The following is a 24,291-nucleotide window of genomic DNA, read 5'->3' as shown; positions in this document are numbered from 1 at the left end:
GCTCGCTGCCGCTGGTCGACGCCGCTGCTGCGGCGGCCTGCGCTTCGGCATCGCTCTCGATCAGCTCGCCCGCAGGGGTGAGCTTGCCGACGACGGTCCAGTTCTTCAGCTTGGACATCGGCCGGCATTCCTCGATGCGGACCCGATCGCCGACTTCGTAGCGATTGGTCTCATCGTGGGCATGGTACTTCTTCGTGCGCCGCACCGTCTTCTTCAGAAGCGGATGCGAGAAGCGACGCTCGACGAGCACCGTGATCGACTTTTTGCCCTTGTTGGAGGTTACAAGCCCCTCAAGGTTACGCTTCGGCATTCTGCCCCTCTTTCGCGCGGCGAGAGCCGAGCACAGTCTTGATCCGCGCGATGTCGCGGCGGATGACGCGATAACGCGCCGTGTTCTCGAGCTGCCCGGTCGCCTGCTGGAAACGCAGGTTGAACTGCTCTTTCTTCAGATCGCGCAGATCGTCGACGAGTTCGTCGGACGTCTTTGCGCGTACATCTTCACCCTTCATGTGCCCTACTCCGCGATGCGCTGAACGAAGCGCGTCTTGATGGGCAGCTTTGCGCCGGCAAGCCGGAACGCTTCGCGTGCCACATCTTCCGGCACACCGTCGATCTCGAACATGATCCGGCCGGGATGCACCCGGGCGGCCCAGAACTCGACGGAGCCCTTGCCCTTACCCATACGAACTTCGGTCGGCTTCTTCGTGACCGGCACATCCGGGAAAATCCGGATCCAGACACGGCCCTGACGCTTCATGTAGCGCGTCATGGCCCGGCGAGCCGCCTCGATCTGCCGTGCGGTGACCCGCTCCGGCTCCATTGCCTTCATGCCGAAAGCGCCGAAGTTCAGGTCAGTCCCGCCCTTGGCGAGGCCATGGATCCGGCCCTTGTGCTGTTTGCGGAATTTCGTCCGCTTCGGTTGCAGCATTGCTCAGCCCTCCTCAGCCGCGATCGTCGCGGTTGCGACGGCCGGACGAACCCTGGTTCGACGCCTCAAGCGCACGACGCTCGTGTGCTGTCGGGTCGTGCTCAAGGATCTCGCCCTTGAAGATCCACACCTTGACGCCGCAGATGCCATAGGCAGTCACGGCTTCGGCGGTGCCATAGTCGATATCGGCGCGAAGCGTGTGCAGCGGCACCCGGCCCTCGCGATACCATTCGGTCCGCGCAATTTCAGCGCCGCCAAGACGGCCGCCGCAATTGATGCGGATACCGCCGGCACCCATACGCATGGCCGTCTGAACGGCACGCTTCATGGCGCGGCGGAACGCGATGCGGCGCTCCAGCTGCTGCGCGATCGAAGCTGCGACCAGCGTGGCGTCGACTTCCGGCTTGCGCACTTCAACGATGTTGATGTGCACCTCGGAGTCGGTCATCTCCGCGACCTTCTTGCGAAGGCGGTCGATGTCCGCACCCTTCTTGCCGATGACCACACCCGGACGTGCCGAGTGGATCGTGACGCGGCACTTCTTGTGCGGGCGCTCGATGACGATCTTGGACACCGCAGCCTGCTTCAGAAGCTTCATGAGCATCTTGCGGATCGCAAGGTCCTCATGAAGAAGGCGGCCATACTCGGCGCCTTCAGCGTACCAGCGGGAATCCCACGTACGGTTGATGCCGAGGCGAAGCCCGATCGGCGATACTTTCTGACCCATCAGGCGGCCTCCTCAACTTCGCGGACAACGATCGTCAGGTGCGAAAACAGCTTCGTCACCGAACCGACCTTGCCGCGGCCACGCGGGCGGAACCGGCGCATGGCCATCGCCTTGCCCACATAGGCTTCCTTGACGACAAGCGCATCGACGTCGAGATCATGGTTGTTCTCGGCGTTCGCGATTGCGCTCTCGAGCGTCTTCTTGACGTCGAGTGCAATGCGCTTGTGGCTGAAGGTCAGCTCGGCGAGCGCCTTGTCGACCTTCTTGCCGCGGATCATCGAGGCCACCAGGTTGAGCTTCTGCGGGCTCACCTTGATCATGCGGTTGACCGCACGAACTTCGGTGTCAGCGAGCACACGGGGGTGTTTCGGCTTACCCATTACTTCCTCCGTGCTTTCTTGTCCGCGCCGTGGCCGTAATAGGTCCGCGTCGGCGAGAACTCGCCGAACTTGTGACCCACCATGTCTTCCGACACGTTGACCGGGATGTGCTTCTGGCCGTTGTAGACACCAAACGTCAGGCCCACGAAGTGGGGCAGGATCGTGGAGCGACGCGACCAGATCTTGATGACCTCGTTACGGCCACCCTCTCGTGCCTTCTCGGCTTTCTTCAGAAGGTATCCATCAATGAACGGACCTTTCCAAACTGAGCGGGTCATTTACTTCTTCCGTGCGTGACGCGAGCGGACGATGTACTTGTCCGTCGACTTGTTGGAGCGGGTGCGCTTGCCCTTGGTCGGCTGGCCCCACGGAGTCACCGGGTGACGACCACCCGAGGTACGGCCCTCACCACCACCATGGGGGTGGTCGAACGGGTTCATCGCGACACCGCGAGTCTGCGGACGGATGCCCAGCCAGCGCGCGCGGCCGGCCTTACCCATATTGGTGTTCGAATTGTCAGGGTTCGACACGGCACCGATGGTGGCCATGCATGCCGACGGAACCCGGCGCTGTTCGCCCGACTGAAGGCGCAGGACGGCATAACCGCCATCACGACCGACGAGCTGGGCATAGGTCCCGGCAGAGCGTGCAATCTGCCCACCCTTCATCGGCTTCATCTCCACATTGTGGATGATGGTGCCGACGGGGATCGACGAGAGCAACATCGCATTGCCGGGCTTCACGTCAACGCGCTCGCCGGCAATGACCTGATCGCCCGCGCTGACGCGCTGCGGTGCCAGGATGTAGGCCAGCTCGCCATCGGAATACTTGATCAGCGCGATGAACGCCGAACGGTTCGGATCATATTCGATCCGTTCGATGGTACCGGAGACGTCGAACTTGCGACGCTTGAAGTCGATGATCCGGTAGGTCCGCTTGTGACCGCCACCACGATGCCGGGCCGTCTTGCGGCCGACATTGTTGCGGCCGCCGGACTTGGTCAGACCTTCCGTCAGCGTCTTGACGGGCTTGCCCTTCCAGAGGCCATCCCGCTTGACGATGACGAGCTGGCGCTGGCCAGGCGACGTCGGGTTGAATGTTTTCAATGCCATAGTCTTAAAGCCCCGTCGTCACGTCGATGGACTGACCATCCTGAAGCGTCACGATTGCGTGCTTCACGTCAGACTGGCGCCCCTTGATCCCGCGGAACTTCTTGACCTTGCCCTTGCGAACGAGCGTGTTCACGCCGGTCACCTTCACCTGAAAGAGCGCCTCGATGGCGGCCTTGATCTCAGGCTTGGTCGCGGACTTGGCGACGCGGAAAACCATCTGGTTGTTCTCGGAAGCCTCGGTCGACTTCTCGGTGATCACCGGAGAGAGAACAACGTCGTAGTGGTTGATTGCGATAGCCATCAGTTCGCCTCCGCAGTCTCGGCCGCAGCCTTGGCCGACCCGTCGAAGCGCGCGGCAATGCCGTCGAGCGCAGACTTGGTCAGAACCAGCTTGTTGCGGCGCAGGATGTCGTAAACGTTGAGACCAGCCACCGGCAGCACATCAACCATCGGAATGTTGCGTGCGGCACGTGCGAACTTCTCGTCGACCGTATTGTCGATGATCAGCGCGTTGTCGAGGCCAAGCGCCGTGAACTGCGTGCGCAGCGTCTTCGTCTTGATCTCGTCGATTGCGGCCTGGTCGAGGACGATGAGGTCGGACCCTTGCATCTTCGCCGACAGGGCCAGCTTCAGACCCAGCATGCGGACCTTCTTGGGAAGGTCGTGGCTGTGATCGCGAACCTTGGGGCCGTGCGCCTTGGAGCCGCCGCGGAACTGCGGCGCCTTCTTGTCGGAGTGACGGGCGCGGCCCGTCCCCTTCTGGCGGTACATCTTCTTGCCGGTGGCGTTGATCTCGCCGCGCGTGTTGGTGTGGTGCGTGCCTGCCTGACGGCGGGCGAGCTGCCAACGCACAACGCGGTGGAGAATGTCCGCACGCGGCTCAAGACCGAACGTTTCGTCCGGAAGCGTTACCGTACCTGCGTCATCACCGGCGAGCGTTTTGACAGAAATATCCATCACGCATCACCTTTGTTGGAGTCATCCGCCGACACATCGGTCGCCGGGGTTTCAGCCGGTGCCGCTTCGTTTGCGGGCATGTCGGCTTCGGTCGCCTTTACGTCGTCTGCCGGAGCAGAATCGGTGTTGGGCATGCGGAACGCACCGGGGGTCAGTGCCTCGGCCGGCAGCGCGCGCTTCACAGCGTCGCGAACCATGATCCACGAGTTCTTGGAGCCGGGGACGGCACCCTTGACCAGAACCAGACCGCGGTCGACGTCGACCTTGGCGATGGTGAGGTTCTGGGTGGTGACGCGGACGGAGCCCATGTGGCCCGCCATCTTCTTGCCCTTGAACACCTTGCCGGGGTCCTGGCACTGGCCGGTCGACCCGTGGCTGCGGTGAGACACCGACACGCCGTGAGACGCGCGCAGACCACCGAAGTTGTGCCGCTTCATGGCACCCGCAAAGCCCTTGCCGATGGACGTGCCGGAGACGTCCACGTACTGGCCGGGAACGAAGTGGTCGGCGGTCAGCTCCGCGCCCACATCGATCAGCGCGTCGTCGGTGACGCGGAATTCGGCAACAGCACGCTTCGGCTCGACGTTCGCCTTGGCGAAGTGGCCGCGCATGGCTCGGGAGGTGTTCTTGGCCTTGGCCTTGCCCGAGCCGAGCTGCAGCGCGACGTAACCGTCACGCGCCTTCTCGCGCTGGGAGATGACCTGGCAGTTTTCGAGCGCCAGGACGGTGACCGGCACATGCTCGCCCGCATCCGTATAGATGCGAGTCATGCCGACCTTTTTGGCGATAATTCCGGAACGCATGACGCAGACCCCTTAAAGCTTGATCTCGACGTCGACGCCGGCAGCCAGGTCGAGCTTCATCAGCGCGTCCACGGTCTGGGGCGTCGGGTCGACGATATCGAGGAGGCGCTTGTGCGTGCGAATCTCGAACTGTTCGCGGCTCTTCTTGTCGATATGCGGCGAACGGTTGACTGTGTAGCGCTCGATGCGCGTGGGCAGCGGCACGGGGCCGCGCACCTGTGCGCCGGTTCGTCGCGCGGTTTGGACGATCTCGCGCGTGGAGGAATCCAGCACGCGGTGATCGAACGCTTTGAGGCGTATGCGAATATTCTGGTTCATTCCGCTTCTTCGTTCTGACCCGCAGCCGCCGCAACTTCGCTCGCAACGGACAAAGACGCCTACCCGGCCCCCGAAGATGGCTGGCCGACAAGGCGCGTGAGTACTCATTATGGAGTGCCCTGATCTCCAGGGCGTGGGCGGTACGTAATCGAAAATCGGCGCGAATGCCACCCCCCTTCGCCCGAAAATGACGAAAAGATAACGGATGGCTGCTCTGCCAACAGTACCGGGGCGCCAGGCGGGGCGCCCGGGAACCATCATCGCAAAGTTCAGACCGTTCGCAACCCGGTCTCCGGTCTTATCGACAGCCTTGGCGCCTTGCCCAGCACCACCCTTGCAGATGATTCTGTTTGCATGGCCTTGCCCACGGCATGATTCGAATCGCCCGTCTTCTGATCGAAACCAGTTTGACCACGCGCAGATGAACGCCGCGTGACGCCAGGCCACCCGCCTCCTCCGCCAAACAACAGGCGACCCCAGCGCCCTCTCCCTGGGCATCGGCCCATAAACGCAAAAAGGGGCGCGGCATTGCTGCCGCGCCCCTCCTGGCTCCAAAGAGCGTCTGTCAGCCTAGTCGGAGATGGCCGAGACCACGCCGGCGCCGACGGTGCGGCCACCTTCGCGAATAGCGAAGCGCAGCTGCTCTTCCATCGCGATCGGCTGGATCAGCTCGACGTCGACTTCGATGTTGTCACCCGGCATCACCATCTCGGTGCCCTCGGGCAGCGTCACCACACCGGTCACGTCCGTGGTCCGGAAGTAGAACTGCGGGCGGTAGTTGGTGAAGAAAGGGGTGTGACGACCGCCCTCTTCCTTGGTGAGGATGTAAGCCGAAGCCTTGAACTTCCTGTGCGGCTTGACCGAACCCGGCTTGCACAGCACCTGGCCGCGCTCGACGTCTTCACGGCCGACACCACGCAGAAGCGCACCGATGTTGTCGCCAGCCTGGCCCTGATCGAGCAGCTTGCGGAACATCTCGACACCCGTGACGGTGGTCGCCTTCGTGTCGCGGATACCCACGATCTCGACGGTCTCACCGACCTTCACGATGCCGCGCTCGACACGGCCGGTCACAACCGTGCCGCGACCGGAGATCGAGAACACGTCCTCGATCGGCATCAGGAAAGCACCATCAACCGGACGCTCCGGCTGCGGGATGTAGGCGTCGACTTCCTTCATCAGCGCCAGCACCGCGTCGTGGCCGATCTCCTTGTTGGAGTCTTCCAGCGCCGCAAGAGCCGAACCCTTGATGATCGGGATGTCGTCGCCCGGGAAGTCGTAGGAGCTGAGCAGCTCACGCACTTCCAGCTCGACAAGCTCAAGGAGCTCCTCATCATCGACCTGGTCGGTCTTGTTGAGGAACACCACGATAGCCGGCACGCCGACCTGACGGGCGAGCAGGATGTGCTCACGGGTCTGGGGCATGGGGCCGTCGGCAGCCGACACGACCAGGATCGCGCCGTCCATCTGCGCCGCGCCGGTGATCATGTTCTTCACATAGTCGGCGTGGCCCGGGCAGTCGACGTGGGCGTAGTGACGGTTCTCGGTCTCGTACTCGACGTGGGCAGTCGAAATCGTGATGCCGCGCGCCTTCTCTTCCGGAGCCGCGTCGATCTGATCGTAGGCCTTGAACGTCGCGCCGCCGGTTTCTGCCAACACCTTCGTGATCGCCGCTGTGAGCGACGTCTTGCCATGGTCGACGTGACCGATGGTGCCGATGTTCAGGTGCGGCTTCGAACGGTTAAACTTCTCCTTCGCCATTGGCGATTCTCCACATTCGTCTTGGTCTGGCGCTGACGCTAGATCATTGATCGGGCCACCCGGACGTCCGGGCGGCGTTCGTTTATCATTGCCGGTAGCAGTTGGCGATGACTATCAGGCGTATTTTGCCTGAACTTCTTCGGCCACTGCCTGAGGCACTTGCTCATAGTGGTCGAACTGCATGGTGTACTGCGCGCGACCCTGGGTCATGGACCGCAGGTTCGACACGTAGCCGAACATGTTGGCGAGCGGCACGAACGCGTTGACCACGCTCGCGACACCGCGCGTCTCCGTGCCCTGGATCTGGCCACGGCGGGAGTTGAGGTCGCCCATCACGGTGCCGGCGAAATCGTCAGGGGTGACAACCTCGACCTTCATGATCGGCTCGAGCAGGCGCGGCTTGGCCTTCATGCAGCCTTCGCGGAACGCGGCGCGGGCCGCGATCTCGAACGCGAGGACCGAGGAGTCCACGTCGTGGAAGGCACCGTCGGTGAGCTGCACCTTGATGTCCACCATCGGGAAGCCGGCGATGGGACCGGAGGTCAGGACGGACTGAATGCCCTTCTCGACGCCCGGGATGTATTCCTTCGGCACCGCGCCGCCGACGATGGTCGATTCGAACAGGAAGCCTTCGCCGGTCTCGTTCGGCTCGATGGTGATCTTGATGCGGGCGAACTGACCCGTACCACCGGTCTGCTTCTTGTGGGTGTAATCGACGTTGGTCGACTGCGTGATGGTCTCGCGGTACGCCACCTGCGGCTGGCCGATGTTCGCTTCGACCTTGAACTCGCGCTTCATGCGATCAACCAGAATGTCGAGGTGAAGCTCGCCCATGCCGGAGATGATCGTCTGCCCGCTCTCGAAGTCGGTCTTGACGCGGAACGAAGGATCCTCGGCGGCCAGGCGGTTGAGCGCGAGGCCCATCTTTTCCTGGTCGGACTTGGTCTTCGGCTCGATGGCGATGTCGATCACCGGCTCGGGGAACTCCATCCGCTCCAGGATAACCGGCGCGTTGGGATCGCACAGCGTGTCGCCCGTGGTGGTCTCTTTCAGACCGGCCAGCGCCACGATGTCACCGGCGTAGGCGACCTTGATCTCTTCACGGGAGTTGGAGTGCATCTGCAGCATGCGGCCGACGCGCTCACGCTTTTCCTTCACCGTGTTCAGAACGCCGGTGCCCTGGTCGAGCTGACCGGAGTAGATGCGGCAGAAGGTGAGCGTGCCAACGAACGGGTCGTTCATCACCTTGAAGGCGAGCATCGCAAGCGGTGCTTCGTCGGACGGGTGACGCTTCACCAGCTCTTCGGTCTTCACGTCGATGCCCTTGATGGACTCAACGTCGATCGGGGACGGCAGGTAGTCGACGACGGCGTCGAGCAGCGGCTGCACGCCCTTGTTCTTGAACGCGGAGCCCGTGAGGATCGGCGTGAAGGCGTTGTCGATGGTCCCCTTGCGGATCATCGCCTTCAGCTGCTCTTCGGTCGGCTCGGTGCCGTCGAGGTAGGCTTCCATCGCCGCCTCGTCCATGTCGACAGCCATCTCGACCAGCTTCTCGCGGTACTCGAGAGCCTGGTCCTTCAGGTCGTCGGGGATGTCCATGTAGTCGAAGCTCGCACCCAGCGACTCGTCGTGCCAGATGATCGCCTGCATCTTCACGAGGTCGATGCAGCCCTTGAAGTCGTTCTCGGCGCCGATCGGCAGCTGAAGAATGATCGGCTTGGCACCAAGGCGCTCGACGATCATCTCGACGCAACGGAAGAAGTCGGCGCCGATCTTGTCCATCTTGTTGACGAAGATCATCCGCGGGACCGAGTACTTGTCGGCCTGGCGCCAGACGGTCTCGGTCTGGGGCTCGACGCCGGCGTTGGCGTCCAGAAGAGCGATGGCACCGTCGAGCACGCGGAGCGAACGCTCGACTTCAATGGTGAAGTCCACGTGGCCCGGCGTGTCGATGATGTTGAGGCGCTTGTCCTGCCAGAAACAGGTCGTCGCGGCGGACGTGATCGTAATGCCGCGCTCCTGCTCCTGCTCCATCCAGTCCATGGTGGCGGCGCCGTCGTGGACTTCACCGATCTTGTGGCTGCGGCCGGTGTAGTACAGAATGCGCTCGGTCGTCGTCGTCTTCCCGGCATCAATGTGAGCCATGATGCCGAAGTTGCGATAGTCTTCAATCTTGTGGGTGCGTGACATGAGCGTGCGTCCGAGCGTTCGTGACTAAATTTACGTGTGGCCGCAGAATTACCAGCGGTAGTGCGAGAAGGCCCGGTTGGCTTCAGCCATCTTGTGGGTGTCTTCACGCTTCTTCACGGCGGTGCCGCGGTTGTTGGCCGCGTCCATCAGCTCACCCGAGAGGCGGTCGACCATGGTCTTCTCGTTGCGCTTGCGCGCGGCGATGATCAGCCAGCGGATGGCCAGTGCCTGGCGACGCTCGGGCCGAACCTCTACGGGCACCTGGTAGGTGGCACCACCGACGCGGCGCGAACGCACTTCGACGGACGGCGACACGTTGGACAGCGCGTCGTGGAACAGCTGGACCGGGTCGGTGCGGCTCTTCGCCTGACAGATGTCGAGCGCGCCATAGACGATCTTCTCGGCGGCGGACTTCTTGCCGTCGTACATGATCGCATTCATGAACTTGGACAGGATTACGTCGCCGAACTTCGGGTCCGGCAGGACTTCCCGCTTCTCAGCGCTGTGACGACGGCTCATCTAACGTTCCCAATACTGATTTTGTGGTCGCCCCTACATCAGAGGCGCCGCGCTTTCCACCATCAGTGATCGCCGGGCGATCACCTTCAACATTTGATAACCGCCATGGGACAACCGGTGCTGTCATGGCGGTCTCCCGACCGTCCGCGCAAGAGTGCCGGAAGGCCGCAATCGCCGCGGACATGCCGCGGCGATCTGAACTTACTTCGGACGCTTGGCGCCGTACTTGGAGCGGCGCTGCTTGCGGTTCTTGACGCCCTGCGTATCGAGCACACCGCGAAGGATGTGATAGCGAACGCCCGGAAGGTCCTTCACGCGGCCGCCGCGGATCATCACCACGGAGTGCTCCTGGAGGTTGTGCCCCTCACCCGGAATGTAGCCAATGACCTCGAAGCCGTTCGTAAGCCGAACCTTGGCCACCTTACGAAGTGCCGAGTTCGGCTTCTTCGGCGTCGTCGTGTAGACGCGGGTGCAAACGCCGCGCTTCTGCGGGTTCGCCTCCATCGCCGGCACCTTGTTGCGCTTAACCGGCGCGACCCGAGGCTTACGGATCAACTGGTTGATCGTTGGCATTAAACCTTCCCATACGCGGGCGTCGCCGCCCATCTCAGTCGCGGGCAAGCCCGCTGATCTCATTTTCGGGCATTGCTGCCCGGACAAAAGCGGGTCATCCCGCGGGCTGACCCATGGGGCCAACAAGTAAAAGCGCCGCTTCGGCCCGCCCATTTGAGGGACGAGGAGCCGGTGCGGACGACAGAGTTAGCGCGGCAAAGCGCCGAACGAAACTCGAACCGGAGTACCGATGCGGGATGCTGGGCGCGCCACAAGCGCCGCACGCGGCAGCCTTCGCTTCGGTTGCGCTGACATAGCGATCTCCCCTGCTAGCGTCAACCCTTCCGCGCAATTGTCCCGTCTCTGAATGCGGCTTCTTGGCGCCGAAGAACCAAAGACCGGCGGCCGCATGTTGGAGAACGGCTTTCCAGGGCGTATTGACGGCATCAGTCCATCCTGAACAACCGTCAGTCGAACCCCTATGCCTCTCAGCGATATTTTCAAGATTGCGATGGCCGCCCCGGCGATTCTGACGTCTGAAAAATCATTCAGAAAAAATGCCGTGATCGGGTCTGAACGGTTGAACGCCCTCGGGCTGCACAGGCGCCGTGTCGCGTTTGCGCACGCAATGTCGGCGCGGCGGCGGGCTGCGTTGGCACCCCGTATTGATCCGGCGGAGCGCGCGGCGTTCGATCGCGACGGCTACGTGATTCGCCGCAACGCGCTGCCGCCGGAGCTTTTGGACGCCGTTCGCAACGAAATTGCGACTGTGCCGCGCCCGGTCTGGCAGATGCGTCAGGGGCAGACGGTCAACAGGGTGATCCCCCTGCCGCCCCGCAACGACGGGAGCGCCATCGCGGCACTTGCCCGCTGGGCGCGGTCACCGTCGGTGCGCGATCTCGTGGGCTACGCCGCCGGGCGTTCGGGCCACATCGTTACGAGCTTGCAGACCGTGGCCGTCGACCCCGCCGCGGGTGACGCCGACCCGCAGGCCGATCTCCACGCCGACACGTTCCACCCGACGGCAAAATTCTGGCTGTTCCTCAACAAGGTCGGCCCGGAAGACGGCCCGTTCTCGTATGTTCCGGGATCGCACATATTGACGCCGGAGCGTCTCGCCTGGGAGCATGAAGAGGCTCGGAACGCGGCAACCAAAGGCAACAGGCACCACGCGGCCGGCTCCTTCCGCCTCCCCGAATCAGAATTGTCGGCGCTGGGGTACGGACCGCTTCAGATGTTCCCGGTCGAGGGCAACACTCTGGTCGTGGCGGACACCTACGGGTTTCACAAGCGCACGCCATCACAGGTGTCGACGATTCGAACTTCCCTTTACGGCGTCTTGCGGCGCAACCCCTTCGTGCCCTGGAACGGCCTCGACGCGCTCGACCTGCCTGTCTTGCGCCATCGCACCATGCGCACGCACCTTGCGATGGAAGACCGCCGTGCCAAGACCGGCAAACCCATCGTCTACGAGAACGCCGGCGTTATTCTGGCCGAAACGCCGCCGAAGCCGCCGGGGATCTGACCCTGTCAGTCTGACGGGTCGGCAGCGAACCGGAGCCCGGCATCCGCGTACTTGTGCGGCCTACCGCGGTTCCACTGCCATTTGCGGTAGGCAAGACGCCATTCGAGGGCGCGCGGGTGGACGAACGGCAGTTCCGACACGTCACCCCCATTCCACGGCGTGAACGGGTTGCGGCGGAGCATCGCGTGCAATTCGGTGCGGACCGTCGGTTTGCTGGTCGGTGTGCGGGCGTGGAACCCGTAGGTGTCCGCCACAACCAGCGTGTTCCCCTTCACCGGGAGCGACATCAGCTTACCGTAGCCAAGGCTTGCCAGGAGATCCTCGCGCATCCGGAAGGACCCCGCGGAATGGTGGCCGTCACCGGCAGCGGTCGCGACGACCGACTGCTCGTGCTCCCATTCCAGCCGCTCCGGCGTCAGGCGATGGGAGCCGGGCACGTAGGAGAACGGACCCTCGTCCAGGGCGACATCGTGCATGAACAGCCAGAATTTCGCCGTGGGGTGGAAAGTGTCGGCGTGCAGGGTGTTCTGCGGGTCGGGCGAATCGGGGTCCGGGTTGTTGGCGATCGTCTGGATCACAGGGTTGTAGCCCCCGGTCCGGCCGGCCACGTAGCCGATCAGCGCCCTGATTTCCGGCGAGCGCAGGAAGCGGCGTGCCTCTGCCGCAGCGCTCGTATCGCCCCCGCGAGCCGGCAGCGGCATGATCCGCGTGATCGCATGGCCCTGCCGCATCTCCCAGGCCGCACGCTTCACGGTTTGGAGTTCTGCGGTAAGCCGGGCGAACAGATCCTCGGGCAGCGCGTTCTCGCGCACCACGAACCCGCATTCCTCGAACTGCGCGCGTTCTTCGGGACGGAGCATCGGCGCCAGAGCGGCGCGCCGCCGTTCGGAGGCCCGGTGCGCCGCTGCGACGCGCCAGCGGTGGAGGCCCGCCCTGTTCAGCCTCGCAGAGCCAAGAACCGGGTTCCTGCCGAAATTCTTGTCAGCGGAAAGGACCGACGCGGCCGCAATCGGCAGTTGGACAATCTCTTGAACTTTCATGACACTCGATACCGCTGCGTAGTGGACTGCGGGGAAGGCACGACACCGCCGTCAGTTTCCGTCAGGCCGTGGCCGGAAAACGGACGAGCTCCCCTTCATCGGTAAAAAAATAGGCGGAATCAGCCCCTGGGGCAAACACTTGCTGATCATGTTCCAGCACATCACCCACCCGGAGCGACCAATCTGCGCGCCGGCCCCCTCACCCGTCAGTTTGCCCTGAGGCATGAGCACTATCGTCAGCTCACCGAACCGGACTGGCGGCCACCGCAGCGAACCGACCATTCTGAAACCTGGCATCGTCGGTGTTGGAACAGCGGCCCGCCGAAGTTGGCAATATCGACGTCGCCGTCCGAACACATGCCCTTTATTGAATAATCCAACCACATTGACAGACTGTCCTGCCCCAAGCCCCTGACAACAATCATCGAGGGCAAAGCGCAACTCGGTCAGCGGGCAAAAAAATGGCCGACCGTCAGAAACGGTCGGCCATTTGATCTGTCTGGCATCTTCTGCCTGGCGGCGGTTTACTCGCCCGGCTGGGCTTCTTGCTCGCGCAGGTCAGCCAGCATGGCTGCGCTTTCTGTGGCTTGTGCCGCGTCGCGGTTGGCCTCCTCGATCAGATCGTCGCGCTTGGCCGCAACTTCGCGGATCCGGCTGATCATGCCGCCCGTGCCGGCCGGAATGAGACGGCCGACGATGACGTTCTCCTTGAGGCCTTCCAGCTGGTCGGCCTTGCCGGACACCGAAGCCTCGGTGAGGACACGCGTGGTCTCCTGGAACGACGCCGCGGAGATGAACGAGCGGGTCTGCAGCGACGCCTTGGTGATGCCCAGAAGGACAGGCACGCCGGTCGCCGGCTTCTTGCCGTCGGCCTTCAGGTCGTCGTTCAGCTCCTGCAGCTCCAGACGGTCGAGCTGCTCGTTGTTGAGCAGATCCGAATCACCCGGATCGTTGATCTCCACTTTCTGCAGCATCTGACGCACGATCACTTCGATGTGCTTGTCGTTGATGCCCACACCCTGGAGCCGGTAGACGCCCTGGATCTCGTTGACGAGGTAGGCCGCCAGAGCCTCCACGCCGTGGATCGCCAGAATGTCGTGCGGCGCGGGGTTGCCGTCGAGGATGTAGTCGCCCTTCTCGATGGGGTCGCCATCCTGCAGGTGAATGTGCTTGCCCTTGGGGACCATGTACTCGATCGGCTCGAGGCCGGAGTCCGCCGGCGGGTCGATGATGATCCGCCGCTTGTTCTTGAAGTCCTTGCCGAAGCGGATGGTGCCATCCATCTCGGCGATGACCGCGTTGTCCTTCGGACGACGCGCCTCGAACAGCTCGGCAACACGCGGCAGACCGCCGGTGATGTCACGCGTCTTGGCGCTTTCCAGCGGAATACGGGCCAGCACGTCACCGGCATGGACCTTGGCACCGGTGTCGACCGAAAGCACGGTGTCGACCGAGAGCAGGTAACGCGCATCACCGCCGCGCGGCAGCTTGAGCAGCTCGCCGTCCTTGCCCTTCACCACCACCGCAGGCCGCAGCGAGGAGCCGCGGGTGTGGGTCCGCCAGTCGGTGACCACGCGCTTGGTGATGCCGGTCGCCTCGTCGGCGGCTTCCAGCACGGAGATGCCCTCGACGAGATCCTCGAAGTCGATGACGCCGTTCACCTCGGTCAGGATCGGGCGGGTGTAGGGGTCCCACTCCGCAATCCGCATGCCGCGGCTGATGCTGTCGCCATCGTCGAGGTGCAGCTTCGCGCCGTAGGGCACCTTGTAGGTGGCGCGCTCGGAACCGTCGGTGTCGATGATCGCGATCTGGACGTTGCGGCCCATGACCATGAGGTTCTTGTCGGAGTCGCGCACCAGGTTGCGGTTGCGCACCTCCACCTTGCCCTCGTGGGAGGACTCGATGAACGACGAGTCGACCACCTGCGCCGTACCGCCGACGTGGAAGGTACGCATGGTGAGCTGCGTGCCCGGCTCACCGATGGACTGCGCGGCAATGACGCCAACCGCTTCGCCCATGTTGACCGGCGTGCCGCGGGCAAGGTCGCGGCCGTAGCAGGAGCCGCAGACGCCGTTGCGCGTCTCGCAGGTGAGCACCGAGCGGATCTTCAGCGACTGGAGCTTGGCCGCCTCGATGACCTCGATGTCCTTCTCGTCGAGCAGCGTCCCCTTCTTGGCGATCACTTCGCCGGTCACGGGGTCTTTCACGTCCTCTGCCGCGGTACGGCCCAGAACGCGGCTGCCCAGCGTGGCGATGACCTGACCGGCGTCTACGATCGGCTCCATGGTGATGCCGCGCTTGGAGCCGCAATCGACCTCGGAGATGATCGCGTCCTGCGCGACGTCGACCAGACGGCGCGTGAGGTAACCGGAGTTGGCGGTCTTGAGCGCGGTGTCGGCAAGGCCCTTACGCGCACCGTGGGTGGAGTTGAAGTACTCCAGCACGGTGAGACCCTCTTTGAAGTTCGAGGTAATCGGCGTCTCGATGATCTCGCCCGACGGCTTTGCCATCAGGCCGCGCATGGCGGCGAGCTGACGCATCTGGGTGGGCGAGCCACGTGCACCGGAGTGGCTCATCATGTAGACCGAGTTCATCTGCTTGGTGCGGCCCGTGTCCGGGTCCTTCTCCACCGCGGAGATGCGCTCCATCATGGCCGCGGCAACGCGGTCGGTGCACTTGGCCCAGGCGTCGATGACCTTGTTGTACTTCTCGCCCTGGGTGATCAGGCCTTCATTGTACTGCTGCTCGTATTCCTTCGCGAGCTCGGCGGTCTCGTTGACCACGTCGTACTTGCTGTCCGGAATGACCATGTCGTCCTTGCCGAACGAGATGCCGGCCTTGAACGCGTTGGTGAAGCCGAGCGTCATCACCCGGTCGCAGAACATCACCGTCTCTTTCTGGCCGGTGCCGCGGTACACGGCATCGATCACCTTGGAGACGTTCTTCTTGGTCATCAGCTGGTTGACGACCTCGAACGGCACCTTCGGCGAACGGGGCAGAAGGTCGCCGATGAGGGCGCGGCCCGGCGTCGTCTCATGCAGCTGGATGAGATCGTTGCCGTCCTCGTCCTTGGTCTTGTAGCGGACCTTCACCTTGGAGTGGACGGTGACGATCTTGTTGTCGATGGCGTGCTGCAGCTCGGCGATGGAGCCGAAGGTCATCCCCTCGCCCGGCTCACCTTCCGCCATGATCGAGAGGTAGTAGAGACCCAGAACGATGTCCTGCGACGGCACGATGATCGGCTGACCATTGGCCGGATGCAGGATGTTGTTGGTCGACATCATCAGGACGCGCGCTTCCAGCTGGGCCTCGAGACTCAGCGGAACGTGGACGGCCATCTGGTCGCCGTCGAAGTCGGCGTTGAAGGCGGTGCAGACCAGCGGGTGCAGCTGGATCGCCTTGCCCTCGATCAGCTTGGGCTCGAACGCCTGGATGCCGAGACGGTGGAGCGTCGGCGCGCGGTTCAAAAGCACGGGGTGCTCGCGGATCACCTCGTCGAGGATATCCCAGACCTCGGGCTTTTCCTTCTCGACGAGCTTTTTCGCCTGCTTGACGGTGGACGAATAACCCTTGGCGTCGAGCCGCGAGTAGATGAACGGCTTGAACAGCTCGAGCGCCATCTTCTTCGGCAGGCCGCATTGGTGAAGCTTCAGCTCCGGACCCACCACGATGACCGAACGGCCCGAATAGTCGACGCGCTTGCCGAGGAGGTTCTGGCGGAAGCGGCCCTGCTTGCCCTTCAGCATGTCCGACAGCGACTTCAGCGGGCGCTTGTTGGCACCCGTGATGACGCGGCCGCGACGGCCATTGTCGAACAGGGCGTCGACCGACTCCTGCAGCATCCGCTTTTCGTTGCGGATGATGATGTCCGGCGCACGAAGCTCGATGAGGCGCTTCAGGCGGTTGTTGCGGTTGATGACGCGGCGGTAAAGGTCGTTGAGGTCGGACGTGGCGAAGCGGCCGCCGTCCAGCGGGACGAGCGGGCGCAGGTCCGGCGGGATCACCGGAATGACCTGCATGATCATCCATTCCGGCTTGTTGCCGGACTCAAGGAAGCCGTCGACGATCTTGAGGCGCTTGGCGAGCTTCTTCGGCTTCAGCTCGGTGGTGGCCTCGGCGATCTCCTTGCGCAGGGTCTCGCGCTCCCGCTCCAGATCGAGCTGAAGGAGGAGTTCGCGGATCGCCTCGGCGCCGATCAGCGCGGTGAAGCTCTCGCCGTGGGTGTCCTGCAGGTCGAGGAACTCGTCCTCGGACAGGAGCTGGCGCGCCTTGATGTCCGTCACCATGCCGGGGTCAGTCACAATGTAGGACTCGAAGTAGAGGACGCGCTCGAGGTCCTTCAGCGTCATGTCGAGCAGAAGGCCGATGCGGGACGGCAGCGACTTCAGGAACCAGATGTGCGCGACCGGAGCGGCAAGCTCGATGTGGCCCATCCGCTCGCGCCGGACGCGCGACAGGGTGACTTCCACGCCGCACTTTTCGCAGATGACGCCCTTGAACTTCATCCGCTTGTACTTGCCGCACAGGCACTCATAGTCCTTGATCGGACCGAAGATGCGCGCGCAGAACAGGCCGTCCCGCTCGGGCTTGAACGTGCGGTAGTTGATGGTCTCAGGCTTCTTGATCTCACCGAACGACCAGGACCGGATCTTCTCGGGGCTCGCGATGGAGATCCGGATCCGATCGAACGTCTGGGTAGGCGCCTGATTGTTGAACAGGTTCATCACTTCCTGCTTCATGACCGCTCTCCTTCTCCCCCGCGGGGCGTCAACCATTCTGCGCATCCGCCACGACGCGCGTCTGGTATCAAAATCAGATTCAGGACAGACGTGCTGCCTGGATGGTTTGTCGTGCGCCCTACTGGCCGGCCAGTGTGCGCAGAATTATTCACGTCAGAGCCGCACCTTGCGGCAGGCCGGGGGCGTCGCCCCGAAGCGACCCCCGCGGGGATCGCAAACCGCGGAGACGGGATCGCACAACGAAAAAATCGCCCGAGCGTGGGATCGAAAAATCCCGCACGCGGACGTCCTTCGCAGCGCAAGGCCACGGAACAAGCCGACCCGATCCTCGTCATGAGTTTCGCCAAGCTGTTCATCTATGCCGTTCGCCGCCAAAGCGCAATACCGGAAGCCCTCTCAGCGCCCGAGCCATGCGCCAAGGCGGCCGACGAGCTCGGATTGCACCGGGAGGCGAGAAGGCTTCGGAAACGCGATGTCCTCGTCGCCCTCGAAACGCCAACCGAAATCGGCGATTTCGCACCTGTACATGTCCGCGACACGCTCGCGCGCGGAATCGTCGTAAAAGTCCGCGTATGCGATTGCCCGGTTGCGGGATTGACGATGAATTTCGGGTAGATTTTCGACGGGCAAGCGGAGTTTGTCGGCAATGCGCTCAACATCTTCAGAGAGCCGATGAAATCGGATGTAATCATCCATCGCCGGTCGATCTTTGATGTAGTATATATCACGGTCGCGTAATTTTCTGACGTCATCTCGTCCGAGCCAAGCTCGAAATATCTCAATCTGTTTACTGACAGTCTTCTCCCGAACCGCAGGCCGGGCGAAATAGAACGCGGATACAGTTTTGTCCCACGGGTTGCGGATGGTGCAGAACTTGAAAAAGCGCGACCACACGTCGGCGCCGACCATCCGGCGGATATCGCGCGCCTGCATGTGGTCAAAATAGGTCGCTTTCTCTTTGAAGGCCTGGCTGCGAGCGCCGATGATGCCGTCGCGCGTTACGCATTGCGCGGTGGCAAAGCTGTCGCGGGTGCCGGACACCGCAGCGTCCGGCGACCTCACGAACGGCTCGAAGGCGAGCTCCACGGCGGAACCTGCCGTCTTCCGCGTCTTCACGAAAATGAATTCGTGACGATAGGAAACCAGCATTGCCGCCGCAGCCCCCTGCCTATTCGGCTGCGAGCTTGCGCGCGTCGATGTCGTTGTTGATCACGATGTCCTTTTCGACATCGGTCAGTTCGACATTGAGGCCCAGCGACCGGATTTCCTTCACCAGAACGTTGAAGCTCTCCGGAATGCCGGCCTCGAAGGTATCGTCGCCGCGCACGATGGACTCGTAGACCTTGGTGCGGCCGGCAACGTCGTCCGACTTCACCGTCAGCATTTCCTGCAAGGTGTAAGCGGCACCGTAGGCTTCGAGGGCCCACACCTCCATCTCTCCGAAGCGCTGACCGCCGAACTGCGCCTTGCCGCCCAGCGGCTGCTGGGTGACCAGCGAGTACGGGCCGATGGAGCGCGCGTGGATCTTGTCGTCCACAAGGTGGTGCAGCTTCAGCATGTAGATGTAGCCGACCGTGACCGGACGGTCGAACTGCTCGCCGGAACGCCCGTCGAACAGGGTGGACTGACCGCTGGCGTCGAGGCCTGCCTTCTTGAGCAGCTCCACGATGTCAGGCTCACGCGCACCGTCGAAGACCGGCGTTGCGATCGGCACACCGCGGTGCAGCTGTTCGCCAAGACGCATCACCGAATCGTCGTCGTATTCGGCGATCGGCTCGGTTGTGCCGCCGTCGTAAATGTCGAGCATGGTGGCACGCAGCTCTGCCGTCTCGCCCGACTCGCGGGCAAGGCGGGCCAGCTCGCCGATCTTCTTGCCCAGACCCGCACAGGCCCAGCCAAGGTGGGTCTCCAGGATCTGCCCGACGTTCATGCGCGACGGCACGCCCAGCGGGTTCAAGACGATATCGACGTGGGTGCCGTCTTCCAGGAACGGCATGTCCTCGACCGGGACGATCTTGGACACGACGCCCTTGTTGCCGTGGCGGCCGGCCATCTTGTCGCCGGGCTGGATCTTGCGCTTCACCGCGACGAAGACCTTGACCATCTTCATCACGCCGGGCGGCAGCTCATCGCCGCGCTGGAGCTTCTCGACCTTGTCCATGAAGCGCTCTTCAAAGCGCTTGCGGGACTGGTCGTACTGCTCGCGCATCGCCTCGATGTCGCTCATCAGCTGCTCGTCGGCAGCGGCGAACAGCCACCACTGGGAGCGCGGCGTGTCGTCCAGCACTTCGGCCGTGATGGTCGAGTCCTTCTTGAAGCCCTTGGGGCCGGAAACTGCCGGCTGGCCGTCAAGAAGCTCGCGAAGGCGCGCGAACGTGTTGCGGTCGAGGATCGCCTGCTCGTCGTCGCGGTCCTTGGCGAGACGCTCGATTTCCTCGCGCTCGATCGCCTGGGCGCGCTCGTCCTTCTCGATGCCGTGGCGGTTGAAGACACGGACTTCCACGATGGTGCCGGTCACGCCGGGGGGCACGCGCAAGGAGGTGTCGCGCACGTCGGACGCCTTTTCGCCGAAGATGGCGCGCAGGAGCTTTTCCTCCGGCGTCATCGGGCTTTCACCCTTCGGCGTGATCTTGCCGACCAGAATGTCGCCCGCCTGCACTTCCGCGCCGATGTAGGCAATGCCTGCCTCGTCGAGGTTGCGCAGCGCTTCTTCCGACACGTTCGGAATATCGCGGGTGATTTCCTCCGGCCCGAGCTTGGTGTCGCGGGCGGCGACTTCGAATTCCTCGATGTGGATCGAGGTGAAGACGTCGTCCGACACGATGCGCTCGGAAAGCAGGATCGAGTCTTCGAAGTTGTAGCCGTTCCACGGCATGAACGCGACGAGCACGTTGCGGCCGAGCGCCAGGTCGCCAAGTTCGGTCGACGGACCGTCGGCGATGATCTCGCCCTTCTTGACCGTGTCACCGACCGAGACCAGCGGGCGCTGGTTGACGGTGGTGTTCTGGTTGGAGCGCTGGAACTTCATCAGCTGGTAGATGTCGACGCCCGACTTGGTGGGGTCGATCTCTTCCGTGGCGCGGATGACGATACGGGTGGCGTCCACCTGGTCGACGATACCGGCACGCTTTGCGCCGATGGCAGCGCCGGAATCGCGCGCAACGGTGGCTTCCATGCCGGTGCCGACGAACGGGGCTTCGGCACGCACCAGAGGCACGGCCTGCCGCTGCATGTTGGAGCCCATGAGCGCGCGGTTGGCGTCATCGTTCTCCAGGAACGGAATGAGCGCCGCCGCAACGGACACCAGCTGCTTGGGGCTCACGTCCATGTAGTCGATGCGCTCGATCGGCATCATCGACACGTCGCCGGAATGACGGGCAACGGTCAGCTCTTCGGCAAAGCGATTGCTTTCCAGAAGCGGCGCGTTGGCCTGTGCGACGGTGAATTTCTGCTCTTCCATGGCGGAGAGGTAGACCACGTCATCGGTCACCTGCCCGTCGATCACCTTGCGGTAAGGCGCTTCGATGAAGCCGTACTTGTTCACCCGTGCAAACGTGGCAAGCGAGTTGATCAGGCCGATGTTCGGGCCTTCCGGCGTCTCGATCGGACAGATGCGGCCATAGTGCGTGGTGTGCACGTCGCGCACTTCAAAGCCGGCACGCTCGCGCGTCAGACCACCCGGGCCAAGCGCCGAAAGGCGACGCTTGTGGGTGACTTCCGACAGCGGGTTCGTCTGGTCCATGAACTGCGACAGCTGCGAGGAGCCGAAGAATTCGCGCACGGCGGCGGCGGCAGGCTTTGCGTTGATGAGATCCTGCGGCATCACCGTTTCGATCTCGACGGACGACATGCGCTCCTTGATGGCGCGTTCCATGCGCAGGAGACCCAGGCGGTACTGGTTCTCCATCAGCTCACCGACAGAACGCACGCGGCGGTTGCCGAGGTTGTCGATGTCGTCGATCTCGCCCTTGCCGTCGCGCAGGTTAATCAGCGTCTGGATCACGGCCATGATGTCCTCCTTACGCAGCGTGCGCTGCGTATCGGGGGCATCGAGGTCGAGGCGCATGTTCATCTTCACGCGGCCGACGGCGGACAGGTCGTAACGCTCCGGATCGAAGAACAGCGAGGCGAACATGGCCTCCGCGGTCTCGATGGTGGGCGGCTCGCCGGGGCGCATGACGCGATAGATGTCGAACAGGGCGGATTCGCGCGAATCGTTCTTGTCCGCCGACAGCGTGTTGCGGATGTAGGCGCCCTTGGTCACATGGTCGATGTCGAGCACGGTCAGCTCGATCAGGCCCGTGTCCAGCAGACGCGCCAGAAGCTTGTCGTCGATCTCTTCGCCAGCTTCGGCGTAGATCTCGCCGGTCTCGAAGTTGACGATGTCGTCACCGAGATAGCGGCCGAGGACTTCGTCGTCGTTGACCTTGAGCGCCTTGACGCCCTTTTCAGCCAGCTGCTTCACCGTCCGGGCGGTGATCTTGCGGCCTTCTTCGATCACGAGCTCGCCGCTGTCGGCGTCGATGAGATCGGAATGCGCCTTCAGGCCCTTCATCCGTTCGGCATCGAACGGCATGCGCCAGCCATCGCCCTCGCGGGAGTAGGTGATGCGGTCGTAGAAGGTGTGCAGGATCTCTTCGGGGGCAAGACCGAGTGCCATCATCAGCGAGGTGACGGGGATCTTGCGGCGGCGGTCGATGCGGGCGTGAACGATGTCCTTGGCGTCGAACTCGATGTCGAGCCAGGAGCCGCGGTAGGGGATGATGCGGCCAGCGAACAGAAGCTTGCCCGAGGAGTGGGTCTTGCCCTTGTCATGGTCGAAGAAGACGCCGGGCGAACGGTGCATCTGGGAGACGATGACGCGCTCGGTGCCGTTGATGATGAAGGTGCCGTTGTCCGTCATCAGGGGCATGTCGCCCATGTAGACGTCCTGCTCCTTGAATTCCTTCGGGCTCTTGGCGCCCGTATCCTCGTCGACGTCGAACACGACGAGGCGAAGCTTGACCTTGAGGGGCGCAGCGAAGGTGATGTCGCGCTGACGGCACTCGTCAACGTCGAACTTCGGCGCCTCGAACTCGTAGTCCACGAACTCCAGCATGGCGGTGCCGGCGAAATCGGAAATTGGGAAGACCGAGCGGAATACGCCCTCCATCCCCTCGTCGCCTCGCCCGTCGTGCGGCTTGTCGACCAGAAGAAACTGGTCATACGATGCCTTCTGCACCTCGATCAGATTCGGCATCTCCGCCACTTCGCGGATTGAGCCGAAGAACTTCCTGACCTGTTTACGTCCGCTGAACGCCTGAGTCATATCGTGTTCTTGCCCCTTCTTCGCGCGGATTGTCCGCGCGCGTGACGCGCCGCTGCCCCTAACGACGCGAAAGGCCGACGCCCCGTGAGGCGTCGGCTAGACTTGTCCGGCGGTGTTGCCACCGGGTGAGCCGGAACGGCTCGGCGCGGCCCGCGCAATGAGGCGCAGGCTGCTGGCAAGCGTCGCTTACTTAAGCGAAACCTTGGCGCCGGCTTCTTCCAGCTTCTTCTTGATCGTCTCGGCTTCTTCCTTGGAAGCGCCTTCCTTGACGGGCTTCGGAGCGCCTTCGACGAGGTCCTTGGCTTCCTTCAGGCCGAGACCCGTGATGCCGCGGACTTCCTTAATGACGTTGATCTTCTTGTCACCAGCGGACTCGAGAACGACGTCAAATTCGGTCTTCTCTTCAGCGGCCGCAGCGGCATCGCCGCCACCAGCTGCCGGCATTGCCATCATGGCAGGAGCAGCCGCAGCAGCGGACACGCCCCAACCTTCTTCGAGCTGCTTCACGAGCTCGGACACTTCGAGGACCGTCAGCTTGGACAGTTCTTCGTACAGGCTTTCGAGATTTGCCATTTTCTATTCCAGTTTAACAGTTAGGTTGTCGGTTCAGTGTGTGCCAGTCCCGAGGGATCTCAGGCCGCCTGTTCCAGTTTCGCCTTCTGCGCTTGAAGGACACCGAGGAGGTTCTGACCCGGCGCGTTAAGCTGGCGTGCCAGCTTCTCGCCCGGCTGGTTGAGAACGCGCGCCAGGTTCGACGCGGGCTGCAGCATGCAACCCAGAAGCTTCGAACGCATCTCTTCGATGGGCGGCATCGAGGCAAGCGCCTTGACACCGCTCTCGTCCATCGCCGACGCGCCCAGGAGGCCGCCGATGATGATGAGCTTCTCGTTCTTCTTCGCGTACTCGGTCAGTGCCTTCGGCGCCGCAACGGGATCTTCCCCGTAAGCGATGCCGACCGGTCCGACGAACATCGGCGCAGCCGCTGTCCGGTCGGTATTGTCCAACGCAATCTTGGCGAGCCTGTTCTTGATGACCTTGAACTTGGCACCAGCCGCTTTGGTCTGGCGACGAAGTTCAGTCATCTGGGCGACGGTAAGACCCGCGTACTGGGTCACGACCACGGAGCCCGCATTGGCAAACACTTCATCGAGGAAGGTTACCATTTCGCGCTTTTCGGCTCTGTCCACCGTTCTCTCCAAGACAAGGATGGGGTCATCCCCCATCCGGCTCACTATGCCCCCCGGCTCCTTCACCGGCGGACGGTTCAAAACACCCGTCCCGTGGGCGAGAACGTCTCCGTTCCGACCCCCGTCTATGCAGGGCGATTAAGTGCCACCGTCGCGGCACACCTGCAGTCTCGGACAGGCTGCCCCCGCTGGCCGAAGCCTTAGGGAGCGACCCGCGCCCGGCCCAAAGGACCGGACGAAGCTCT

At 63.1% G+C, this 24,291-nt stretch carries 21 protein-coding genes and 1 pseudogene; 1 reads left to right on the top strand and 21 read right to left on the bottom strand.

Annotated elements, in window-relative coordinates:
• Positions 1-88: 88 nt before the first annotated feature.
• The 15 genes and pseudogenes from rpsQ to rpsL all read right to left on the bottom strand — a co-directional run.
• Positions 89-310, bottom strand: a pseudogene (rpsQ, locus tag RDV64_RS16915) (30S ribosomal protein S17); the annotation flags it as partial.
• A complete protein-coding gene (rpmC, locus tag RDV64_RS16910) occupies positions 297-509 on the bottom strand; it encodes a 50S ribosomal protein L29 (RefSeq protein ID WP_309196137.1) in 213 nt (70 codons plus the stop codon). The pseudogene rpsQ and the gene rpmC, both read right to left, overlap by 14 nt.
• 5 nt (positions 510-514) lie before the next feature.
• A complete protein-coding gene (rplP, locus tag RDV64_RS16905) occupies positions 515-928 on the bottom strand; it encodes a 50S ribosomal protein L16 (RefSeq protein WP_309196136.1) in 414 nt (137 codons plus the stop codon).
• A gap of 13 nt (positions 929-941) precedes the next feature.
• Complete coding sequence (gene rpsC, locus RDV64_RS16900) at positions 942-1,655, bottom strand: 30S ribosomal protein S3 (RefSeq protein WP_309196135.1); 714 nt, start codon at positions 1,653-1,655, stop codon at positions 942-944.
• Complete coding sequence (rplV, locus tag RDV64_RS16895; RefSeq protein WP_309196134.1) at positions 1,655-2,035, bottom strand: 50S ribosomal protein L22; 381 nt, start codon at positions 2,033-2,035, stop codon at positions 1,655-1,657. The genes rpsC and rplV overlap by 1 nt, the downstream gene beginning before the upstream one ends.
• The gene (gene rpsS, locus RDV64_RS16890; protein ID WP_309196133.1) at positions 2,035-2,313 is read right to left on the bottom strand and encodes a 30S ribosomal protein S19; all 279 of its coding nucleotides are present in this window, start codon (positions 2,311-2,313) and stop codon (positions 2,035-2,037) included. The genes rplV and rpsS overlap by 1 nt, the downstream gene beginning before the upstream one ends.
• On the bottom strand, positions 2,314-3,147 hold the full coding sequence (gene rplB / locus RDV64_RS16885) for a 50S ribosomal protein L2 (protein ID WP_309196132.1): 834 nt from the start codon (positions 3,145-3,147) through the stop codon (positions 2,314-2,316). It abuts the gene before it with no gap.
• 4 nt (positions 3,148-3,151) lie between these two features.
• Entirely contained in the window at positions 3,152-3,448 is a 297-nt protein-coding gene (locus RDV64_RS16880) for a 50S ribosomal protein L23 (protein WP_309196131.1), read from the bottom strand.
• Entirely contained in the window at positions 3,448-4,104 is a 657-nt protein-coding gene (gene rplD / locus RDV64_RS16875) for a 50S ribosomal protein L4 (RefSeq protein WP_309196130.1), read from the bottom strand. Before rplD ends, RDV64_RS16880 begins: the two co-directional genes overlap by 1 nt.
• Positions 4,104-4,907, bottom strand: coding sequence for a 50S ribosomal protein L3 (gene rplC, locus RDV64_RS16870; protein ID WP_309196129.1), 804 nt, complete (start codon positions 4,905-4,907; stop codon positions 4,104-4,106). Before rplC ends, rplD begins: the two co-directional genes overlap by 1 nt.
• Positions 4,908-4,919: 12 nt before the next feature.
• Positions 4,920-5,225 (bottom strand): 30S ribosomal protein S10, encoded by a 306-nt coding sequence (gene rpsJ / locus RDV64_RS16865; protein ID WP_075219904.1) that lies wholly within the window; start codon positions 5,223-5,225, stop codon positions 4,920-4,922.
• Positions 5,226-5,795: 570 nt separating this feature from the next.
• Complete coding sequence (gene tuf / locus RDV64_RS16860; RefSeq protein WP_309196128.1) at positions 5,796-6,986, bottom strand: elongation factor Tu; 1,191 nt, start codon at positions 6,984-6,986, stop codon at positions 5,796-5,798.
• Positions 6,987-7,100: 114 nt separating this feature from the next.
• The gene (gene fusA / locus RDV64_RS16855; protein WP_309196127.1) at positions 7,101-9,176 is read right to left on the bottom strand and encodes an elongation factor G; all 2,076 of its coding nucleotides are present in this window, start codon (positions 9,174-9,176) and stop codon (positions 7,101-7,103) included.
• Between the two features lie 48 nt (positions 9,177-9,224).
• Complete coding sequence (gene rpsG / locus RDV64_RS16850; protein ID WP_309196126.1) at positions 9,225-9,695, bottom strand: 30S ribosomal protein S7; 471 nt, start codon at positions 9,693-9,695, stop codon at positions 9,225-9,227.
• Between the two features lie 201 nt (positions 9,696-9,896).
• On the bottom strand, positions 9,897-10,268 hold the full coding sequence (rpsL, locus tag RDV64_RS16845; RefSeq protein WP_235709593.1) for a 30S ribosomal protein S12: 372 nt from the start codon (positions 10,266-10,268) through the stop codon (positions 9,897-9,899).
• A 631-nt stretch (positions 10,269-10,899) separates the two neighbouring features.
• Between rpsL and RDV64_RS16840 the strand changes: the two genes are divergently transcribed.
• Positions 10,900-11,772: a phytanoyl-CoA dioxygenase family protein gene (locus RDV64_RS16840; RefSeq protein WP_309196125.1), complete on the top strand. Its 873-nt coding sequence runs from the start codon at positions 10,900-10,902 to the stop codon at positions 11,770-11,772.
• A gap of 5 nt (positions 11,773-11,777) precedes the next feature.
• Here the strand turns inward: RDV64_RS16840 and RDV64_RS16835 are convergent, their stop codons facing one another.
• The 6 genes from RDV64_RS16835 to rplJ form a co-directional block, all read right to left on the bottom strand.
• Positions 11,778-12,812: a phytanoyl-CoA dioxygenase family protein gene (locus RDV64_RS16835; RefSeq protein ID WP_309196124.1), complete on the bottom strand. Its 1,035-nt coding sequence runs from the start codon at positions 12,810-12,812 to the stop codon at positions 11,778-11,780.
• A 524-nt stretch (positions 12,813-13,336) separates the two neighbouring features.
• Positions 13,337-17,551: a DNA-directed RNA polymerase subunit beta' gene (rpoC, locus tag RDV64_RS16830; RefSeq protein WP_309196123.1), complete on the bottom strand. Its 4,215-nt coding sequence runs from the start codon at positions 17,549-17,551 to the stop codon at positions 13,337-13,339.
• A gap of 396 nt (positions 17,552-17,947) precedes the next feature.
• Entirely contained in the window at positions 17,948-18,700 is a 753-nt protein-coding gene (locus RDV64_RS16825) for a hypothetical protein (RefSeq protein ID WP_309196122.1), read from the bottom strand.
• A 19-nt stretch (positions 18,701-18,719) separates the two neighbouring features.
• On the bottom strand, positions 18,720-22,859 hold the full coding sequence (gene rpoB, locus RDV64_RS16820; RefSeq protein ID WP_309196121.1) for a DNA-directed RNA polymerase subunit beta: 4,140 nt from the start codon (positions 22,857-22,859) through the stop codon (positions 18,720-18,722).
• 186 nt (positions 22,860-23,045) lie between these two features.
• Positions 23,046-23,432: a 50S ribosomal protein L7/L12 gene (gene rplL, locus RDV64_RS16815; protein ID WP_309196120.1), complete on the bottom strand. Its 387-nt coding sequence runs from the start codon at positions 23,430-23,432 to the stop codon at positions 23,046-23,048.
• Between the two features lie 59 nt (positions 23,433-23,491).
• On the bottom strand, positions 23,492-24,046 hold the full coding sequence (rplJ, locus tag RDV64_RS16810) for a 50S ribosomal protein L10 (protein ID WP_309196119.1): 555 nt from the start codon (positions 24,044-24,046) through the stop codon (positions 23,492-23,494).
• Between the last annotated feature and the right edge of the window lie 245 nt (positions 24,047-24,291).

This window comes from Acuticoccus sp. MNP-M23 (assembly GCF_031195445.1).
Classification (GTDB): domain Bacteria; phylum Pseudomonadota; class Alphaproteobacteria; order Rhizobiales; family Amorphaceae; genus Acuticoccus.
This window is presented reverse-complemented; position numbering and strand designations above follow the sequence as displayed.

Excerpts from the sequence above, each read along its gene's own strand:
- rplL (WP_309196120.1), bottom strand. The coding sequence starts at position 23,432 with ATGGCAAATCTCGAAAGCCTGTACGAAGAACTGTCCAAGCTGACGGTC.
- rpsJ (WP_075219904.1), bottom strand. The coding sequence starts at position 5,225 with ATGAACCAGAATATTCGCATACGCCTCAAAGCGTTCGATCACCGCGTG.
- RDV64_RS16880 (WP_309196131.1), bottom strand. The coding sequence starts at position 3,448 with ATGGCTATCGCAATCAACCACTACGACGTTGTTCTCTCTCCGGTGATC.
- rplC (WP_309196129.1), bottom strand. The coding sequence starts at position 4,907 with ATGCGTTCCGGAATTATCGCCAAAAAGGTCGGCATGACTCGCATCTAT.
- rpsS (WP_309196133.1), bottom strand. The coding sequence starts at position 2,313 with ATGACCCGCTCAGTTTGGAAAGGTCCGTTCATTGATGGATACCTTCTG.
- tuf (WP_309196128.1), bottom strand. The coding sequence starts at position 6,986 with ATGGCGAAGGAGAAGTTTAACCGTTCGAAGCCGCACCTGAACATCGGC.
- rpmC (WP_309196137.1), bottom strand. The coding sequence starts at position 509 with ATGAAGGGTGAAGATGTACGCGCAAAGACGTCCGACGAACTCGTCGAC.
- rpsC (WP_309196135.1), bottom strand. The coding sequence starts at position 1,655 with ATGGGTCAGAAAGTATCGCCGATCGGGCTTCGCCTCGGCATCAACCGT.
- fusA (WP_309196127.1), bottom strand. The coding sequence starts at position 9,176 with ATGTCACGCACCCACAAGATTGAAGACTATCGCAACTTCGGCATCATG.
- rplD (WP_309196130.1), bottom strand. The coding sequence starts at position 4,104 with ATGGATATTTCTGTCAAAACGCTCGCCGGTGATGACGCAGGTACGGTA.
- rplB (WP_309196132.1), bottom strand. The coding sequence starts at position 3,147 with ATGGCATTGAAAACATTCAACCCGACGTCGCCTGGCCAGCGCCAGCTC.
- rpsL (WP_235709593.1), bottom strand. The coding sequence starts at position 10,268 with ATGCCAACGATCAACCAGTTGATCCGTAAGCCTCGGGTCGCGCCGGTT.
- rpsG (WP_309196126.1), bottom strand. The coding sequence starts at position 9,695 with ATGAGCCGTCGTCACAGCGCTGAGAAGCGGGAAGTCCTGCCGGACCCG.
- RDV64_RS16825 (WP_309196122.1), bottom strand. The coding sequence starts at position 18,700 with ATGCTGGTTTCCTATCGTCACGAATTCATTTTCGTGAAGACGCGGAAG.
- rplP (WP_309196136.1), bottom strand. The coding sequence starts at position 928 with ATGCTGCAACCGAAGCGGACGAAATTCCGCAAACAGCACAAGGGCCGG.
- rpoB (WP_309196121.1), bottom strand. The coding sequence starts at position 22,859 with ATGACTCAGGCGTTCAGCGGACGTAAACAGGTCAGGAAGTTCTTCGGC.
- rplV (WP_309196134.1), bottom strand. The coding sequence starts at position 2,035 with ATGGGTAAGCCGAAACACCCCCGTGTGCTCGCTGACACCGAAGTTCGT.
- rpoC (WP_309196123.1), bottom strand. The coding sequence starts at position 17,551 with ATGAAGCAGGAAGTGATGAACCTGTTCAACAATCAGGCGCCTACCCAG.
- RDV64_RS16835 (WP_309196124.1), bottom strand. The coding sequence starts at position 12,812 with ATGAAAGTTCAAGAGATTGTCCAACTGCCGATTGCGGCCGCGTCGGTC.